Origin of the sequence: Pseudoalteromonas nanhaiensis (assembly GCF_051235485.1) — a bacterium.
In the GTDB taxonomy this organism is placed as follows: Bacteria; Pseudomonadota; Gammaproteobacteria; order Enterobacterales; family Alteromonadaceae; genus Pseudoalteromonas; species Pseudoalteromonas lipolytica_C.
Window position 1 is genome coordinate 70,203 of the sequence record NZ_JBPNYQ010000010.1, and the last position, 18,073, is coordinate 88,275.

Annotated in this window: 16 protein-coding genes and 1 pseudogene; 13 read left to right on the forward strand and 4 right to left on the reverse strand. The window is 41.0% G+C overall.

Going from position 1 to position 18,073, the window contains the following annotated elements:
- Window positions 1-746 precede the first annotated feature (746 nt).
- From ACSFVZ_RS10705 to ACSFVZ_RS10715, 3 genes are read left to right on the forward strand one after another with little or no spacing between them, the layout of a single operon-like run.
- Window positions 747-2,918 carry a putative bifunctional diguanylate cyclase/phosphodiesterase gene (locus ACSFVZ_RS10705; protein ID WP_435558827.1) on the forward strand — a complete coding sequence of 724 codons (2,172 nt, stop codon included), beginning with the start codon at window positions 747-749 and terminating at the stop codon, window positions 2,916-2,918.
- A 46-nt stretch (window positions 2,919-2,964) separates the two neighbouring features.
- A complete protein-coding gene (locus tag ACSFVZ_RS10710) occupies window positions 2,965-3,978 on the forward strand; it encodes a fatty acid desaturase (RefSeq protein ID WP_435558828.1) in 1,014 nt (337 codons plus the stop codon).
- Window position 3,979: 1 nt separating this feature from the next.
- Window positions 3,980-4,390 (forward strand): GFA family protein, encoded by a 411-nt coding sequence (locus ACSFVZ_RS10715; RefSeq protein ID WP_435558829.1) that lies wholly within the window; start codon window positions 3,980-3,982, stop codon window positions 4,388-4,390.
- 14 nt (window positions 4,391-4,404) lie between these two features.
- Here ACSFVZ_RS10715 and ACSFVZ_RS10720 read toward each other — a convergent pair whose 3' ends face one another.
- Together ACSFVZ_RS10720 and ACSFVZ_RS10725 are read right to left on the reverse strand one after the other, a co-directional pair.
- On the reverse strand, window positions 4,405-5,589 hold the full coding sequence (locus tag ACSFVZ_RS10720) for an MFS transporter (protein ID WP_435558830.1): 1,185 nt from the start codon (window positions 5,587-5,589) through the stop codon (window positions 4,405-4,407).
- A gap of 96 nt (window positions 5,590-5,685) precedes the next feature.
- Entirely contained in the window at window positions 5,686-7,743 is a 2,058-nt protein-coding gene (locus tag ACSFVZ_RS10725; RefSeq protein WP_435558831.1) for a TonB-dependent receptor, read from the reverse strand.
- Between the two features lie 345 nt (window positions 7,744-8,088).
- Between ACSFVZ_RS10725 and ACSFVZ_RS10730 the strand changes: the two genes are divergently transcribed.
- From ACSFVZ_RS10730 to ACSFVZ_RS10740, 3 genes are all read left to right on the forward strand, one after another.
- Window positions 8,089-8,517, forward strand: a complete 429-nt coding sequence (locus ACSFVZ_RS10730; protein WP_435558832.1) for a hypothetical protein — start codon at window positions 8,089-8,091, stop codon at window positions 8,515-8,517.
- Between the two features lie 100 nt (window positions 8,518-8,617).
- On the forward strand, window positions 8,618-8,932 hold the full coding sequence (locus ACSFVZ_RS10735; protein WP_135923645.1) for a hypothetical protein: 315 nt from the start codon (window positions 8,618-8,620) through the stop codon (window positions 8,930-8,932).
- Between the two features lie 17 nt (window positions 8,933-8,949).
- Window positions 8,950-10,023, forward strand: a complete 1,074-nt coding sequence (locus tag ACSFVZ_RS10740; protein ID WP_435558834.1) for an endonuclease/exonuclease/phosphatase family protein — start codon at window positions 8,950-8,952, stop codon at window positions 10,021-10,023.
- 46 nt (window positions 10,024-10,069) lie between these two features.
- On the opposite strand, the gene ACSFVZ_RS10745 is transcribed toward ACSFVZ_RS10740, so the two are convergent.
- Complete coding sequence (locus ACSFVZ_RS10745) at window positions 10,070-11,446, reverse strand: NAD-dependent succinate-semialdehyde dehydrogenase (protein ID WP_435558835.1); 1,377 nt, start codon at window positions 11,444-11,446, stop codon at window positions 10,070-10,072.
- 167 nt (window positions 11,447-11,613) lie between these two features.
- On the opposite strand from ACSFVZ_RS10745, the gene ACSFVZ_RS10750 reads away from it, so the two are divergent.
- The 3 genes from ACSFVZ_RS10750 to ACSFVZ_RS10760 are packed head-to-tail and all read left to right on the forward strand — an operon-like array spanning window position 11,614 to window position 13,758.
- Complete coding sequence (locus tag ACSFVZ_RS10750; protein ID WP_435558836.1) at window positions 11,614-12,651, forward strand: NAD(P)H-dependent flavin oxidoreductase; 1,038 nt, start codon at window positions 11,614-11,616, stop codon at window positions 12,649-12,651.
- Window positions 12,648-13,214 carry a Crp/Fnr family transcriptional regulator gene (locus tag ACSFVZ_RS10755; protein WP_199526856.1) on the forward strand — a complete coding sequence of 189 codons (567 nt, stop codon included), beginning with the start codon at window positions 12,648-12,650 and terminating at the stop codon, window positions 13,212-13,214. The genes ACSFVZ_RS10750 and ACSFVZ_RS10755 overlap by 4 nt, the downstream gene beginning before the upstream one ends.
- A gap of 49 nt (window positions 13,215-13,263) precedes the next feature.
- On the forward strand, window positions 13,264-13,758 hold the full coding sequence (locus ACSFVZ_RS10760; protein WP_435558837.1) for a YgjV family protein: 495 nt from the start codon (window positions 13,264-13,266) through the stop codon (window positions 13,756-13,758).
- Window positions 13,759-13,818: 60 nt separating this feature from the next.
- Here the strand turns inward: ACSFVZ_RS10760 and ACSFVZ_RS10765 are convergent, their stop codons facing one another.
- Window positions 13,819-14,331, reverse strand: a complete 513-nt coding sequence (locus ACSFVZ_RS10765) for an NUDIX hydrolase (protein ID WP_135923651.1) — start codon at window positions 14,329-14,331, stop codon at window positions 13,819-13,821.
- A 218-nt stretch (window positions 14,332-14,549) separates the two neighbouring features.
- On the opposite strand from ACSFVZ_RS10765, the gene ACSFVZ_RS10770 reads away from it, so the two are divergent.
- The 4 genes and pseudogenes from ACSFVZ_RS10770 to ACSFVZ_RS10785 all read left to right on the forward strand — a co-directional run bounded on the left by ACSFVZ_RS10770 (window position 14,550) and on the right by ACSFVZ_RS10785 (window position 18,067).
- A complete protein-coding gene (locus ACSFVZ_RS10770) occupies window positions 14,550-15,890 on the forward strand; it encodes a sigma-54-dependent transcriptional regulator (RefSeq protein WP_135923652.1) in 1,341 nt (446 codons plus the stop codon).
- Window positions 15,891-15,902: 12 nt separating this feature from the next.
- The gene (locus ACSFVZ_RS10775) at window positions 15,903-16,112 is read left to right on the forward strand and encodes a histidine kinase (protein WP_135923653.1); all 210 of its coding nucleotides are present in this window, start codon (window positions 15,903-15,905) and stop codon (window positions 16,110-16,112) included.
- A gap of 10 nt (window positions 16,113-16,122) precedes the next feature.
- Window positions 16,123-17,606, forward strand: a pseudogene (locus ACSFVZ_RS10780) (sensor histidine kinase).
- Window positions 17,606-18,067, forward strand: a complete 462-nt coding sequence (locus ACSFVZ_RS10785) for a response regulator (protein ID WP_135923655.1) — start codon at window positions 17,606-17,608, stop codon at window positions 18,065-18,067. The pseudogene ACSFVZ_RS10780 and the gene ACSFVZ_RS10785 overlap by 1 nt, the downstream one beginning before the upstream one ends.
- Window positions 18,068-18,073: the final 6 nt, after the last annotated feature.

The window sequence follows — 18,073 nt, forward strand, 5'->3', positions numbered from 1 at the left end:
AAAGTAGTTAGCGGACTTGAGCGCCACGCGGGGCGTGGCACTGAAGTAAGTAAAAGTCCGCCTACTGGTACCACTTTTATGACCCCAGCAGTTTTGCTGGGTTTTTTTTATGCCTGAAAAGTAGTTAGCGGACTTGAGCGCCACGCGGGGCGTGGCACTGAAGTAAGTAAAAGTCCGCCTACTGGTACCACTTTTTAACCCTAGCCAATTGGTTAGGGTTTTTTTATGCCTGAAAAAGTCTTTATCGGACTTGAGCGCCACGCGGGGCGTGGCACTGGAGTAAGTAAAAGTCCGCCTACTGGTACCACTTTTTAACCCTAGCCAATTGGTTAGGGTTTTTTTATGCCTGAAAAGTCTTTAGCGGACTTGAGCGCCACGCGGGGCAAGCTATCTTCAGCAATCCAGTTCGTAAAGGTACTTTAGTGACTAACCAAGCAAACCTAACCATACACAAAACAATCAAGGCTAAAGCTATTCCTTCGGGGAACTTTGTCTAGTGCTTGCAATTCGTTATAAAGTATCCATTCAGCCACTATTAAAGCAACTTTTGTTCTATTTATAAGCGGTCAAGTTCGAACTATGCTTAATTATTAAATAACCCCGAAAAATGTGTGCTTTTTTGCTCGCAATGTCACCATTTTAGACTAGTGTCCGATGGTGTTTAGAACAATCTTATAATACAATTTGTGGTCTAAGTATAAGTGAAGTCAATCACTTAGTGCATTGAATCGGTAGGGTGGCATCGCGTGGGTACATACGACTTAAAACGTATTGTTGAAAGTATATCTAATCTTAAAAGTGAAAACTTTTATAATGCAATATGCCTTTCCTTGTCTGAAGTACTTGGTGCCTCTTATGTTTTTTTAGCTCAAGTTGATGAGTCAACGTTACATGCGACGACCATCGCTTTGGCTGCGCATGACGAAATTGTTGAGAACATCAGCTACGATATCCGCTGTACCCCCTGTAACGATGTAAAATGCGGCAGTATTTCTAGTTATAGTGCTGGTGTTCAGCAGTTATTTCCAAACGATCAGATGCTCGTTGATATGGGAGTTGAAGCTTATGTAGGGGTACCTCTACAAAGCGTGTCTGGCAAAACTGATACTATTCTTGTCGCGCTATTTCAGCATGAAATAAACGACGCGATGCAAATAGAATCGTTTTTCTCATTATTTACCGGCCTTATTCAACGTGAAATTGAGAAAGACCGCTTTATTGCTAAACTCGATTTTGCAAATCAACTTATAGAACAAAGCCACGAAGCAATTTTTATTTGCGACCACAATGTACATATTACCTACGCGAATACCGCATTTACGGAAATGACGGGCTACTCGTTGGATGAAGTTTTAGGGCAAAACCCAAAAATTTTAAGCTCAAACAAATATGATCCTCATTTTTACAAAGCAATGTGGCACCAAATTAATACTGAGGGTAAGTGGTCCGGTGAAATCACTAACAAGACTAAACAAGGTACGCTGTATACACAATTTTTATCTATAACCAAAATGCAAAATAATGGTGAAGATTGTTATGTGGCGTTTATTCTTGATATCACTGAGAAGAAAGAAGCAGAACAGAAAATCTACTTTCATGCGAATCATGACCAGCTCACCGGTTTAACCAATCGCTTTTATTTTAAAGAGTACTTGTGCCAGCTTGTGTCGTCGCTGTCTTATCAAGACGATGCGGATACCAATTTAGCTGTAATTTACTTTGATATCGACAAGTTCCAAGATATTAACACGGTATACGGCTTAACATTTGGTGATAGGGTTTTATGTAAGTTAGCAGAGCGACTTGAACGCCATTTTAAAGAATGTGCTTTTTCGCGAATAGATGGCGATAGTTTTGCTATCTTGCAGACCTATCAGCACACGAGTGAACTTGAACATGTATGTAAACAGGTTACTACGTTATTGCTTGAGCCTTTTTCAATTGGTGGTATCAATCAACAAATATCAGTTACATTGGGTATTAGCAGATTAGAACAAACCAGTGATACAACATCGCAACATAAAATAGAAAAAATTGCTCGTCGTTTAATAAGACAAGCAGAGCTGGCTACATTAAATGCAAAGCAAGTTGCAGAAGAGTACTTATTTTTCTGTAAAGATATGGATATTAAAGTTAAAAAGCATAACCTATTAGTTGAGCAATTAACGCAAGCGGTTAAAAATAACGAGTTAGAGGTGTATTTTCAGCCGATTATTGATGTTGAAAATAACACGGTTGCTAAATTCGAAAGTTTGGTGCGTTGGAATAATCAAGGGCAATGGGTATCACCTGTTGAGTTTATTCCGTTAGCTGAAGAGTCTCGAGTGATTATACCTCTCGGTGAACTTGTGTTGATTAAAACCTGTCAGCAAATAAAAGCGTTAGAAGCAGAAGGTTATGAAAACTTTGTTTTTAACGTGAATCGCTCTTTATTTGAGTTTACTGAGTTTAACCCTGAGCGTAATACATGGCTTGAAATCATTAAAAAACAGGGTGTTAAACCATCAAAGATTTCATTTGAGTTAACTGAAAGTGTGCTAGCGCCAGAAAATACAAACCATCTCGATGTATTAAAGCAGTTGAAGCAAGCAGGGTGTTTAATTTCATTAGATGATTTTGGTACCGGTTACTCGTCTCTTAGTTATTTGCGCCGCTTCCCGGTTGATGTACTAAAGCTTGATAAGTCATTTATTGATGAAGTGCATGTTGATTTAGGTGACGAAGCGCTGGTTAAATCGATTATTCAAATGAGTCGGGTGTTAGGTATTAAAGTTGTTGCTGAAGGGGTCGAAGAGCGTGAGCAGCTAGCGGTTCTAACTGAAGCGGGTTGTGATTATATTCAAGGCTATTACTTTTCTAAGCCATTGCCAGCAAATGATGTAGTGCCATTTTTAACGCAATTTTCTCGAGAGCGGTAGGTAATTACGGTATGATTTTGATATCAACCAGTTAGCAAAGCTTGTGATGTCAAAATTAACCGCAAAGCAAAACATAAAGGCGATTGTTACTGCCATTAAGGTCGAAGAGCAGTCGCTTAGAACACGTTTCCCTATACTCAACCAGCAAAACACCATTGCGATGGTTATTTTACTAATGTCGTTAAGCGTACTGATTGGCGTTGCGGGACTTTATTACCTAGCTATTATACCTGCATGGCTGTGTATCATTCTGGCTGCTTTTATTACCTCGATATCGCATGAGCTAGAGCATGACCTGATCCACAAGCAGTATTTTAGTAATCGCCCTTATATTCATAACCTAATGATGTTAACCGTGTGGCTTATGCGACCCAATACGGTTAACCCTTGGTATCGCAGAAAAATTCATTTACATCACCATAAAGTATCCGGCACCTCACAAGATTTAGAAGAGCGTTTAGTGGGCAATGGCATTAAATCGCCATTTTTGAGAGGCTTGGTCATTATTGATGGCCTGCTAGGTTTGCTTGTGAATACCAAGCGATTTAGTAAAGAAATTAGCGGTTTTAAGTTTTTACGCGTGTTTAATGCAGGCTTTCCGATTACAACCGCGTACTTTGCGATTCTTTATGGGGTAATTGCTTATTACGCTGTGCAGTTTGTGCAGCCATTTACATTGCCAACATGGGGAGCTGAATTACTGGCGATGGCAGAGTTTTTAATGGTGGTACTTATTGTGCCTAATATGATTCGTTCGAGCTCTCTTAACTTAGTGACATCTTCCATGCATTATTATGGCGGTGTAAATAACTTGCTTGAGCAAACGCAAGTGATCACCAGTCGCTGGTTTTTACCATTTCAGTTATTTTGTTTTGATTTTGGCCGCACGCATACAATCCATCATTTTGTGCCGAATCAGCCCTTTTACATTAGGCAATTGATCAGCAAAAAAATACATCCTATTATGGCCCAGCATGGGGTACGTTTTAATGACTTACAAAGCTTAAAACATGCCAATCACTACCCAGTAAAAGAGCAGTCATCTCAACAAGGAGTTTAATATGAAGGTTACCGGTCGTTGTCATTGTGGTGAGGTAACTTACCATGCAGAAGTTGATGAAAATAAAGTGATTAACTGTCACTGCACTGACTGCCAAATTATCTCGGGTGCGCCTTTTCGCACGGTTGTGGTGTCTGTGCCAGATGGGGTTACCTTAACAGGTGCTCCACCAAAAGAATATATAAAAATCGCTGAAAGTGGTAATCAGCGTGCGCAAGGGTTTTGTGGTAACTGTGGTACAGCCTTGTACGCGACTTCTGTAGGAGCTGGCGAGCGTATTTATGGCTTACGAATTGGCGCTGTAGAGCAAGCTGATGAGCTTATCCCTAAAGCCCATATTTGGTATCGTTCACATAAACCTTGGCTCGATAACCTAAGTGATATGAGTGCCTTTGAAACTGCACCTAAATAGGTGCGGTTTCATTTTTATTGTTGCTCGATAGTGACATTTCGGCCACTTAAGTAACCAAACAATGCACACAGTAGGCTTGATGCAATACACAGCCAAAGTGCTCCTGCCCAGTTATTAAAATAGCTATGTAAGGACCCCGCAATAATAGGGCCTGTTGCAGCTAGTAAATACCCGATGCATTGTGCCATTCCTGATAATGCCGCGGCTTGCATTGAGTCATGAGTTCGCAAACTTACAAATGATAAGCCTAAGATAAAACACGCACCTGAGCAAAAACCTAGCGTGATCGACCAGAGTGTCGCAAAACTAGGTGCAACTAATAACCCGACTGAACAAAGCGCACCAAGTAACGCCAGGCTTAGGGTTAAGATGCGTTGATCTTTTAATTTGGCAAGTAGTGGAATAAGCACAATACCCGGCAGTGCCGAGGCAACTTGAAAGGCGCCTTGCAAAGCACCTGCATGCTGAGCGCTATGGCCACCTTCTATAAGTATACTGGGTAGCCAACCTAGCATGATATAAGTGAAAAATGAGTTAAAACCGAGCAGCAAAGTGATTTGCCAAGCAAGTGCTGAGTGCCAAATTTTGCTTTGTGTGCTACCAGGTACATGAGACTGTTTTGGCATGGTATGTTGCTTAAGTTGCGGTAACCACACCACTATTGCCAGTACAACCAATAAGCCATAACTTGCGAGTGCCAATTGCCAGCCAAGTTCTTTATATTCTGCCAGTGGAATGATGAGTGCTGAATAGCTGCCACCAAATATGCCCATTGCTAAAACATAACTAGATGTCATCACTGCCACTTTATGTGGAAAGTCTCTTTTTATCAGGCTTGGCAATAGCACATTACCAATCGCGATACCTACGCCAATCACTGCGGTGCCAATAAATAGCACAGTGGCAGAATCAATAACACGAGATACAACCCCTATGCCTATTAGTACAAGAGCAATAAATAGTGATACTTCAAGGCCGCACTTTTTAGCAAGACTTGCCGCCATAGGCGAGGCAATAGCAAACGCGATTAAAGGTAGAGTCGTCAACATACCGGCTTGCGATGCATTTAACTTAAATTGTTCAATGATCTGTTCAAGTACTGGTGCAATGCCAGTGATCGGCGCTCTTAAACTGGCTGCAATAAGAAAAATGCCCAGCACTAAAACAAGGTTACGAAATAAGTTTTGAGATGATGTCACGCTGTTTAGAAATCATAGCAAGAGGTACATTTATCATACCAAAACACTAAACAGCGTGGGTGAACTATGAGATAGCTCACCAAAAAATGCGGTTACTTAAAACTGATAACTTACTGATAACATGGCATTGCGCGGTCTACCCGGAAAGTAGCGGTCGCCACTAAATGTGGTGTAGTCAGCACGCTCAGCATAACGCTCGTCGGTTAAATTGTTCACTCGTGCAGTCACCGTAAAGTTTGCTGTTAATTGCCACGCCGCTCTTAAGTTAACTAGCGAGTGGCCTTCGTAACTATGCAGGTTTTCAGGATCAGTAAAGTAACTGCTGGTGGTATGTAGCTCAAGTCCAACACGCGTTATGTCGTTTGCTTGCCAAAGTAGCTGTAAGTTTGCGATGTTACGTGGTGCAGTATCGATGAAATTGCCATTAATATTTATCCCGCTGAGTAACTGGTCATAACTGTATGTATGCTTGGCGTGGCTTGCGGCTAACTGCATCGATAAGCTTGGCGTAATGGCATAGGCTAATTCAAGCTCAACACCACGATGCTGGGTTTGGCCATCATTGACGTAATAAAAATCACTGTCACGGAAAATCGTGTTCTTTTTGTTCATTGCATAAATGCTAACTACATAATGCAGCTGTGCTTGTTGACCTTTTATACCAAGCTCTAGGTTTTTAGCTGTTTCAGATTTCAGATCTGCGACATTTTGTTCGCGTTGTAACTGATAAAGCTCTGCCGCTTGCGGTGCTCGATAACCTTCTGAAGCATTGGCATAAATAAACTGGTTTTCAGCATATTGATAGCTTAAACCAAGCTTAGGCGAAAAGTTAGTAAAGCGATTTTCGCCGCTTTCTGGTCGAGAATAGCGACATCCGCCCATTGCGCATGGAGTACCATCTTCTTTTGTGCGACCAGCCAACATATGGTTGTTGTAGTCATATCGCATACGCTCGTATCGGCCACCAAGGCTGATAAGTAACTCATCAAGTTGCCAATCAAGGTTAACAAATGGTGCCAATAGGGTACTTGTTACTTGATAGTCATAATGTTTGCCTTGTGGCACGGTGGCGACTAAAAACGCTGAGCCTTGAGTGGGGCCGTCTTGATATTGTAAAAAATCAGCATCAGTAAGCTCACCATCAAAGCCAACAGTTAACAGGCTAGAAGCGGTCAACTTATGCTGCCAGCTAGATTGTAGGCCAACACCTTGCTGAGCATTTTCTTCAAGGGGAGTACCCGGTAAAAAATGCTTAAAGAAGGTCATGTTTTGGTCGCGAATATAAGGCGTTAGGGTAAAGCTGTTAGCTTCATTTTGTGTCCAATTTAGCTTTGACCAAACACGCAAAGAGCGGGCCTTACGAAATGCATCAGGGTCAAAGTTAGACTGTGCTATTTGCTCATCCTTATAGCTTTCAAAGCCCTCGATGTAGCCAGCAGTTTGCTGATCTAAATGGGTATAAGTAAGGCCTGTACTTACACTTAGTTTTTCGCCATCAAAACGGTGACGTAGCGAGAGCTTTTCTTGATCAACACTTTCGTCATCGCGATAACCCGTATCTCGGGTGATCGTGGCATTAATGCCTAAGCCTTGCTTGCCAAAGTCACGACCCGTACCTAGTTTATAGCGGGTATAGCCAAACGAACCGTAATCAAAACCAAGTTGGTTGTGGTCATAGGTTGTATCAGGGGTGATCACGTTGACCACACCATGCACTGCGTTTGAACCATAAAGAGCAGAGCCGGGGCCTTTCAGTACTTCGATACGATCAGCCATTTCAGTGTGGGCTTCGAATAATTCATTGATGTTGCAAAAGCCAGCTGCGCGAAGTGGAATACCATCTTCAGCAGTAAGTAAACCACCGCAAGCACCGGCACCTGATAGCACAGGCGAACGTAAAGCGGGTAAATACTCTTGGCCGTTACCATGTTGAAGATTAGCACCGGCAACTTGCTTTAGGGCTTGTTCAATATGGGTTGGAGCGATAAGTGCCAGTTGCTTTTGTGAAATACTACTTACCACAACAGGCAGTGGATCTGCCAATACCTCGCTGCGCGAGGCGGTTGTTGTAATATGTTCTAGCTCATTATTAGCAATCGCTTGCTGATTAATTAATGAGGTGCTCACAAGCACTGAGAGTATCGACAACTTCATGAAAACCCTTTGGTTAGGTACAACAAAATCAAAGGGTAACTGCTTTTTAGGATGGGTAAAAGCTTTCGCGATTAATAACTTTTTACGTTGTGTTTATGACGCTAAAAATTCGCACTTTAAATCAGCATGAAAAGTACTGCCCTATTTTCGGTAATTAGCGTTGTAAAAAGTCAAAATCGAGTCATAAAATTGGCTATGATGACCAAAGAAGTTTAAAGAAATGTAAAGATTGGCTTTCTAATGTGTTGATATGTAAACAGTTGCGTTTTTAAATTGTAACCCTTCATCTATGATTCAGCAACAAACGTTAGGCTTTCAACATGAGCAAAGTTGAGGGTCTCAATTATGAATAAATTACTAACTATCTCTGTTGCTGTTTTGGGTCTAAGCTTTATTCCGATGGAAGCATACGCAAAACATGACCGTGACCATGATAGATATGAGCGCAAACATGAGCGTAAAAAGCATCATAAACATAAGAAGCATCACAAGCATCACCATCATCATGATCGCCACGATAGGTATGACCGTTATAGCTACCGTGATTTACCACCCGGTTTATACAAAAAAGTAGGACATGGTGGTGGTTTACCACCAGGTTGGTATAAACGTCTTCACCACGGTGACATCCTGGACCGTGATATTTATCGACATGGGCGTGTAATTAAGCGCCGTGATCGAAATGGTATTATTGCCATCGAAATCGATGACCGCCTGATTCATTTAGTACATGATACGCGAGAGATATTATCAATCGTTACTCGTCATCGTTAATCCTGTAAGAAGCCGCTAATGCGGCTTTTTTTGGTTATTTCATACCTTGTTCAGGAAAACTTGCTACGCTTAAAAGTGTATATAAAAAAGGAGTATTTGCATGAAAGCATTATTAACGGTTGCTGTGTTGGGATTAAGTCTAGCCACAACAGGTGTATTGGCAAAAGATAAGGACAAAGACAAAGGAAAGAGTCTTCCACCGGGTCTAGAGAAAAAGCTAGATAACGGTGGTGATTTACCACCAGGTTGGCAGAAAAAACTTCGTAAGGGCGACATTCTCGATCGTGATATTTACCGCCGCGGTAAAATAATTAACTCGCGTGATCGCGATGGATTAATTTCTATTGAGGTAGACAATACTGTTGTTCGTTTAGTTGAAGACACTCGCGAAATTGTATCAATATTGAGTCGCTAGTTTTGCTACAAAGCTGTATGACTTATGGATTGAGTATACTGCTAGCTCTGCTGCTGGTGGTCTCAATCCTGCCATTTTCATACTCCCAACATTATTTAATTCGTAGTTGTGACTTTGTACGTTTGCAAGTGGTTTACCTTGCAGGAATGTGTTTAGTTGCATCATGTTATTTAATCAGTCGAACGGAGTCATTGCTTTTTATTGGTTTTGCTCTGGCTAGTATCCTAGTTCTGCTACTGCAAGTTGGTTGGATTTACCCTTACACAAGGTTGGCTAATAAAGAAGTTGCCTCAAGCAATAAAGATGATAAGCACAGTATTCGTATTATGTCGGCAAATGTACTGATGTCGAACACTGAATTCGACAAACTCATAGGTTTAGTTAGAACGCACCAACCAGACCTATTCATAACCTTAGAGTCTGATCAAACTTGGCAAAATAAACTGAGTAGTTTAGAGCCAGATTATCCGTATCGTGTCTACTGCCCAAAAGATAATCGCTATGGCATGCACTTGTACAGCAAGTTTAAAATCAAACAACAACAAGTGTGTGAGCTTATCGAAAGCGAAATTCCCTCGATCCATATTTTATTTGAAGACGCTGATGGTGTTGAAATGCAAGGACACTTTATTCATCCTGCTCCTCCGAGTCCCACAGAAGAAGACAGTTCACGACCCCGTGATACTGAGCTGATTATTTTAGCGAAAGCACTTAAAAACAGGCAGCGACCTTGTATCGTTGCCGGTGATCTAAATGATGTTGCATGGTCGCGTAGTACCCGCTTGTTTATGCGTATCAGTGGTTTGTTAGACCCACGTAAAGGGAGAGGTTTTTTTAATACCTTTCATGCCAGTTATTTCTTTATGCGCTGGCCACTAGATCACCTTTTTCATAGTAATGAGTTTAGTGTGAAACGCATTGAGCGGTTGGCAAAATATGGTTCTGATCATTTTGCGCTTCTTACTGAGCTTGTTTATAACCCAGATTCTGACAATCAAAAACAGCAAGAGCAAATAGATAAAGAAAAAGCGGTGGATGAGTTAAAAATGCCAACAGTGTCAAAGCAACAGGTGCCAATGTTTGAAGAATGATAATGATTAGGTATTTAAAAGGGCTCCGTAGAGCCCTTTTTTGTGTTTAGTCGTTGACCATAATGGTTTTGATATTAACAAATTCTCGTAGCCCAAAGCCGCCATGTTCACGGCCATAGCCACTGTCTTTTACACCACCAAATGGCAGGTTTGGCTGGGCTAGCCCATAGCCGTTGATATTTACCATACCGGTATCAAAGTGGTGCTTTGCTAGCTCAATGGCAGCTTGCTCGTCTTTTGAGAAAATACCGCCGCCAAGACCATAGCGCGAGTCATTAGCAATTTGCATTGCCTCATCATTATCTTTTGCTCTGATAAGCGATGCTACAGGGCCAAATAATTCATCATCATAGGCGGGCATGCCCGGTTTGATATTCTCAAGTAGCGTTGGGCTGTAATAGCACCCCGAGTGTTCTGGAATATAGCCACCAGTAAGCACTTTTGCGCCGGCTTCTACCGACTCAGTTACTTGTTGATGTAGTTTATCGCGTAGATCTTTACGAGCCATTGGACCAAGCGTGGTTTTTTCATCATTCGGATCGCCAAGAACGACTTGCTCAAATTGCTCTTTAATTAAAGCTTTAAAATCATTGTATAAGGCATCAACCACAATAAAGCGTTTTGCGGCAACACAGGTTTGGCCGTTATTAATTAAACGTCCTTGAGTACATGCCGTGATCGCTGTGTTTAAGTCTGCATCATCAAGCACGACGTAGGCATCATTACTGCCAAGTTCCAATACGGTTTTCTTGACCTGTTTACCCGCACGCTCAGCGACCTTTTTACCGGTTTCGTCACTGCCAGTAAATGTGACACCGCGAATAGCTTTATGCTCAATCAATTCACTTGCTGTACTGCCACCGATAAGTAGGTTCTTAAAGCAATAGTCTGGAAAACCTGCTTGCGAAAACAGTTGCTCAATCTTTTCGGCCATGCCAAATACATTACCTGCGTGTTTAAGAACCGTGGTATTGCCCGCCATAATGTTAGCGCAAGCATAGCGAATGACTTGGTAAAGTGGGAAATTCCAAGGTTGAATACCTAAAATAACACCAATTGGCTGATAGCTGATAATTGCACGGCCATTTTGCATATCGCGGCTTTCATCAGCAAGAACTGTAGGTCCTTGTTCAGCAGTGTAGCGACAAATTGCAGCACACAGCTCAACTTCTTGAAGGCCTTGTTGATATAACTTGCCCATTTCATCGGTCATCAATTGAGCTAATTCTTGTTTATTAGACTCAATAACCTCAGCAAGTTGATTGAGGAGTGTTGCACGTTGTTCGAGTGTGGTATCACGCCATGATAAAAATGCCTGATGACACTTGTCGATTTCTGCATTGGCTTCTTGCAATGATATTAAACTATAGGTTTCTAGGGGTTGTTCATTGGTTGGATTGATTGTAGTTACAGTATCAGTCATTATTACCTCCTTTAAAATGTAATGTGTAACCTGCAAAGGTAATACCGACTTGCATTTGTTTTTATCTTATTGTTTTTTTTAATTTTTTAGTTGTTTTTTCTTTAGTGTTTTATTTGCTTTGATATGTAAAAACTGCAATAGGCTGCAAAACTTACAAGGAATACGTAATGATAAATTCTGTGTTAAATACCGAGCTGGCAATTATTCAAGCGCCGATGGCGGGTGTGCAAAATGCCAAATTGACAGTGGCTGTATGTGAAGCTGGGGGGCTTGGTTCGTTACCTTGCGCTATGCTTTCGACTGAGCAATTAAAGTCAGAGCTTGATTATATTAGTCAGCATACAGACAAACCCTATAATCTTAATTTCTTTTGTCATCATACACCTGACTATACACTGGAGCAGCAGACTGCTTGGCATAATGTGCTTGCACCTTATTTTGAGGAGTTTGCTATAGATGCCTCACAATTTACCCGTAACGCTTCACGCCAGCCTATTAATCAGCAGGTTATTGATGTAATTGCGCCTTATAAGCCGCCAGTTGTAAGCTTTCATTTTGGTTTGCCAAGTAAAGATATTCTTTCTCAAATTAAAGCGTGGGGCGGGGTCGTTCTTTCATCCGCCACAACCCTTGATGAAGCACATTGGTTACAAGCAAACGGTGCCGATGCAGTTATTGCACAAGGGATTGAAGCAGGCGGCCACCGCGGCCATTTTTTATCAATGGATTTATCGCTGCAACCAACCACAGTACAATTAGTGCGAGAGTGTGTAGAGCTTGATATACCCGTTATTGCTGCGGGTGGAATTTGCACAGCTGAAGATGTAGCCCAGTACCAAGCATTAGGCGTTACTGCGGTTCAGGTTGGGAGCGCTTACTTACTGTGTGAAGAAGCTACGACAGGCACATTACATCGTGAAGCATTAAAAAAAGTTTCGCCAGATTCAACTGAATTGACGACTTTGTTTTCTGGTCGTCCGGCGCGAGGAATACGTAATCGAGTGATGCAACAGTTAGGTGCGATGCCAGAGCAAGCGCCACCTTTTCCTTATGCGTCAATTGCGATGACGGCATTGCGCTCAAAATCGGAAGCAAATGGCGACAGTGGCTTTACACCGCTTTGGTGTGGTGAGCGCTTTATTGCCAGAGAAGGCATTAACGCTAAGCAAATTACTGAATTACTAATGCAAGGTTGGCAATCTTGAGTGATACCCAGTTACTTCCGCTAGGTGATAGTTATCATCAGCTTGCCAGTGAGTTTCGCCATAAGCTTGCTGGGCAATGCATAATGAAGCGTTATGCTAAAGGTGATGTTCTATTGCAACAAGGCAATCAACAAGATGTGGGTTATTTGATTGTTTCTGGCGTACTTGCGGCAATACATGCATCAGAGCAGGGCTCAGAAAAGTGCAAAGAGTTTTATTTTCAAGATGAGTTTGCACTGCTCTATGGCAACTGGTTGACCAAAACTAATGCGTTTTACCAGCTTAAAGTGATACGAGATGCTGAGCTTATTAAAGTACCTTTGGCTTTACTTGATGGCCCTGATTGGCAAGAATTAAAACATAGGTTAATTACTCAGCAGTTATTATTTAAGGAGGCAAAAGAAGCCTTTTTACTACTTAATACGCCAGAGCAAAGGTATCAGTATTTGCTGGATAATAAACCGCATTGGCTTTCGCAATTGAGTTTAAGTGAGGTTGCTATGTATTTAGGGATCTCAGCTATTTCTTTATCACGAATTAGAGGGCGTCTTAACTTAAGTTAAGGTGTGGCAAAACGGTGAACATTACACTGCTGGTTTTTCAGGAGTCGTTATGTTTATTTTATCCCAGTGCTTAGTTGCAATCGCCACATTACTCGATTTAGCATCTTTTCAATTTAGGCAAAGGCACGTTATTTTAGCCTGTTTGTTTAGTTCGGTATTACTCACATCAGTTCACTTTTTGCTACTTGATAATTTAAGTGCCGCAAGCTTAATGCTAATAGCGGCAGTGCGCTATGCATATTGTATTTTTGCTCGTAAAACCTGGGTGATGGTTACTTTTATGTCGGTAAGTATTACCGCTGTGAGCCTAACTTGGTATAACTGGGTAAGTTTTATTGCCTTAGTTGCAACTTTAATTCAAACCTACGCGTCGTTCCAAGGCAAAGACCTATCATTAAGGCTTATGATGGTTATTGGTACACTGTGTTGGATAACACATAATGCGATCGTGTTTTCCCCAGTCGCAGTGGTAATGGAAACGGTATTTCTATTGAGTAATTTATTAGGAATATGGCGCTACTACGCTTCACCTAAGGCTGTATAAGTATTAAAAGGTGTTAGCACGGTATAGTAAAATATACCGTGCTTTTATAGCAAAATAAGCTTAAAGCGTGTTGGCAATCAGCTTGAGTAAATAAGTTTCGCGCTGTATCGATAATCCCTGCTTATCACTCATTGCCATAGTTGTTTCATTGTGTGCTATGGCATCAAATATGTTTACCCATTTGGGTTGCATACCGTTTTGAACTTCGTAGTGTTCCATTTTTGGATCTGCAAATTCATCACTTATTTCACAAAAATAACAGTAAGATTTTATATGCACACAATCAAAATCGTCTTTGTACCAAGGCCTGATCTCTTCATATAAACCAAGGGGATGTTTAATCTTTATTTGTTGCGCGCCAGTTTCTTCATGAAGCTCTCTGAGTAGCCCTTGCTCGATAGATTCACCGTCATCGATACCACCGCCAGGTAAGCTGTAGTCATCATAACGGGCGGTATATAAAAGTAGTACTTGTTCACCTTTCAATACAATGGCTCGTGCTGTGTTGCGAATAAACACACTACCATACTGTTCACTTAAACTTGGGTGGAGTACTTTTTTTAATAACTTCATGTGCCATAAAACTTCTTGTATTTAATCAAATACAGCTTAATTTAATATTTGAGTTGTTACTATAGCGTGTAAATGATGTTAGATTTATTTTTTTACCCCAAAATGGAACTTATTGGGGTAAAATGTCGGAATAAATAACTGCATATGCACTCTATGTGTAGTATTTTCTTTTCAGAAAAACTTTGCGTAGAATGATGAAAAAAGCTTAGGGAATTAATATGTTGAATGTACTTTTGGTTGATGATGACAGTGAATTTAGTGATGTTGTTTGTCACATCGTTGAATTCCTTGGGCATAACATTAATACTGCTGCCAATCTTGCCGAAGCTGAGCAATGGTTTGAAAATAATACGTTTGACCACGTCTTTTTAGATTTTATGTTACCAGACGGCAGTGGTTTACACTTACTCGAACACCTAAAAAAAATAGGTCAATCTCCGCGAGTTACGCTTATTTCTGGTCACCCATCAGTAAAAGGTAAATTAGCCGAGATGTGTGAAGCTAATGTGGGGCATTTGGTAAAGCCGCTACAACGCGAAGACATTGAGCGTGTTTTAAACCCTAAAAAAGCGTCTGATAAGAAAAAGTCAGCTCCTTCAATTAAGCGTCATTTTGGCACCTTAATCGGTGAGTCAGAAGTGATGAAAAAACTCTATACTATGATTGAGCGTGTGGCAGCAACATCAGCCAATGTGATGTTAATGGGCGAAAGTGGTGCCGGTAAAGAGGTTGTTGCGCAGGCTATTCATAACGCAACCGAGTGCGATGGTCCACTCGTGGCTACCAACTGCGGCGCATTTTCAAAAGAGCTGATTGGTAGCGAACTTTTCGGTCATGAAAAAGGCGCGTTTACAGGTGCGATTGCGCGTAAAGAGGGTGTGTTTGAACAAGCTGCTGGTGGTACGTTGTTTTTAGATGAAGTCACCGAAATGCCGATTGATATGCAGCCAAACTTATTACGTGTGCTTGAGAGCAAAAAAGTAACCCGAGTGGGCGGTACAAAAGAGCAAGCGGTGAATTGTAGGGTTATTTCTGCGACCAACCGTACTTTAACAGATCTTGCGCAAAACAATGTTATTCGTGAAGATATTTACTTTCGTTTAGCGGTATTTCCCATTGATATTCCACCGCTACGTGAGCGCAAAGAAGATATTCCACTGCTTGCGAATGCCTTTTTAGAACAACTCAATGAAGAAAATGGCACTGACTTTAAGTGGCAAGCAAGCCAGTTAAAAGAGCTTGAGGCTCATGATTGGCCTGGTAACGTGCGTGAGCTTCGCCATGCAATACATCGCGCTTTTATTATGAGCGATCCTAAAGGTACGGCAATTGTTTTACCTGAGTCATTAGAGTCTCCTTTCTCGAAAGTAAATAAAGAAACACAAAACAACCAAGTAATGGCAGGACAAACCATTGAAGAGGTGGAAAAAGAACTGATCCACGCGACATTGGATAAAGTACAAGGAAATAAAACAATTGCTGCCCAGATGTTAGGGATCAGCACAAAAACACTCTACAACCGTTTAAATGCTTACGGAGGCATTGGCGAATACAAATAATAAAGGATAGCTATGAATAATGACGAGTCTTTACGTAAGTTAGTCCATGATGCACGCGCACCATTGAATCGTATTTCAATGAATGCAGAGCTAGTTAAGCTTGTATTAGAAAATGATATGCCAAAGCAAAAAGCACTTGATGCACTTGATAAAATAATTGCTAACTGCCAACAGTGTAGTGAGCAATTACAATTAATTAGTGATACCCACGCTAGTGAGTAACGGAAAGCAAATGCAAAGAAAAAAACAGAAGGGAAAAATCACCATTAGCTGGGCGAGCTTTATCGCTGTCGTGCTGTGTATTGTGGTTGCAAACGCTATATTAGCTATTAATAGTATTCGCTCATTAACTGAGATCCAGAACAGTCTAGATAATACCAACTCTCTAAATACAGCTATTGAACGATTACACTTGTCTGTTGTTCAAGCTGAGTCAGGGCAGCGTGGCTATTTGCTTACTGATCGTGAAGATTACTTAATGCCATACAATGATGCAATTGCCTCAATGCAAGCACAAATAATGCTGGTGAAAAGTCTTCATTCGGAAATACCGGGACAAGCTGATCGTATCGCAAGGATGATTTATTTAGTCAATGATAAAGTTGCTGTGATGACCAAAACCACAGATCTTGCATTGGCTAATAAAGATATAAAAGCCCGCCAATTGTTACTTACAGATAAAGGACGCGATTTATACAAAGAGATACGCACAGCCGTTGATGAAATCCAGATGCGGGAGCTTAATTTTAAAATAGAGTTATTTTCTGAGCTTTTAGAAATTAAGAACGAAGCAAAGTTAACTTTTGCAATTACTGCTGTTACAAGTACCTTATTGCTGATCGGTATGTTTGTTTTAACACGCATTAACGCTCGTAATGCAGCAAAATATAGAGCTGATCTAGAAGAACAGAATGAAAATTTAGCTGTAAAAGTAGCAGAGCGTACTCAAGAGCTAACCATCTATTCAGATGAATTAAGTCGTTCTAACAGAGAGTTGGAAGAGTTTGCCTTTGTAGCAAGCCACGACTTACAAGAGCCGCTGAGAAAAATTCAAGCATTTAGCGACCGTCTAGAAAAAATGTTTAAGGATGATCTCGGCGAAAAAGGCATTGATTATATTAACCGTATGAAAAATGCGGCGCAGCGTATGTCTAACCTTATTAATGACTTACTTGAGTTTTCTCGAGTTACTACGCGTGGCAAAGACTTTGTAGATACCGATTTAAATAACGTTGTAAATGAGGTGTTAGATGACCTTGAGATCGCTATTAAAGAGTCTGAATCAACTGTTAATTTAGAGCCACTTCCTCATATTCAGGCTGATCCGAGCCAAATGTTGCAGCTATTTTTAAATATTCTTTCGAATGCCATTAAATTTAGACGCGAGAATGTGCCGCCAGTCATAAACATTAATTACCAGCGAACTCAAGAGTTTAGCCAAGCTCATAATAGCGAGGTCGAGTGGGAGATCATTACTATTTCGGATAACGGTATTGGTTTTTCTGAAGAGTACCTAGAAAAAATATTTGTTCCGTTTCAGCGTTTACACGGGCGTTCACAATATAAAGGCACAGGCATTGGCCTATCGGTTTGTCGACGAATTGTAGAGCGTCACGGTGGCGAAATTTTTGCGAGTAGTCGCGTAGGTGAAGGTGCAAGCTTTACTATTAAATTACCTGTGGAAACATCCCTTTCACATTACAAGGAGAGGCATAATGCCATTTAATAAAGTTAAACCAATTACCATTTTAATGGCCGATGATGATGAAGATGATCGTTTATTAACACAAGATGCTCTAGCTGAAAGCCGTGTTTTAAACGAGTTATATTTTGTTGAAGATGGCGTGGAACTACTTGAGTACCTTGAACGCAAAGGTAAGTTTAGCGAAAAAGAAAGTTCACCAAGGCCTGGCTTGATCTTACTAGATTTAAATATGCCACGAATGGATGGCCGTGAGGCGTTACAAGCAATCAAGACAAACCCTAATTTAAAAGGCATTCCGGTTGTGATTTTAACTACATCAAAGCAAGAAGAAGATATGGTTAAAGGTTACGATTTAGGGGCGGCTTCATACATTACAAAACCGGTCACTTTTGAGGGATTAGTTGAGCTGATGAAGACGCTTGGTAAGTATTGGGTTGAATTTGTAGAGCTGCCAACACCACTCAATGATTAAAGGATA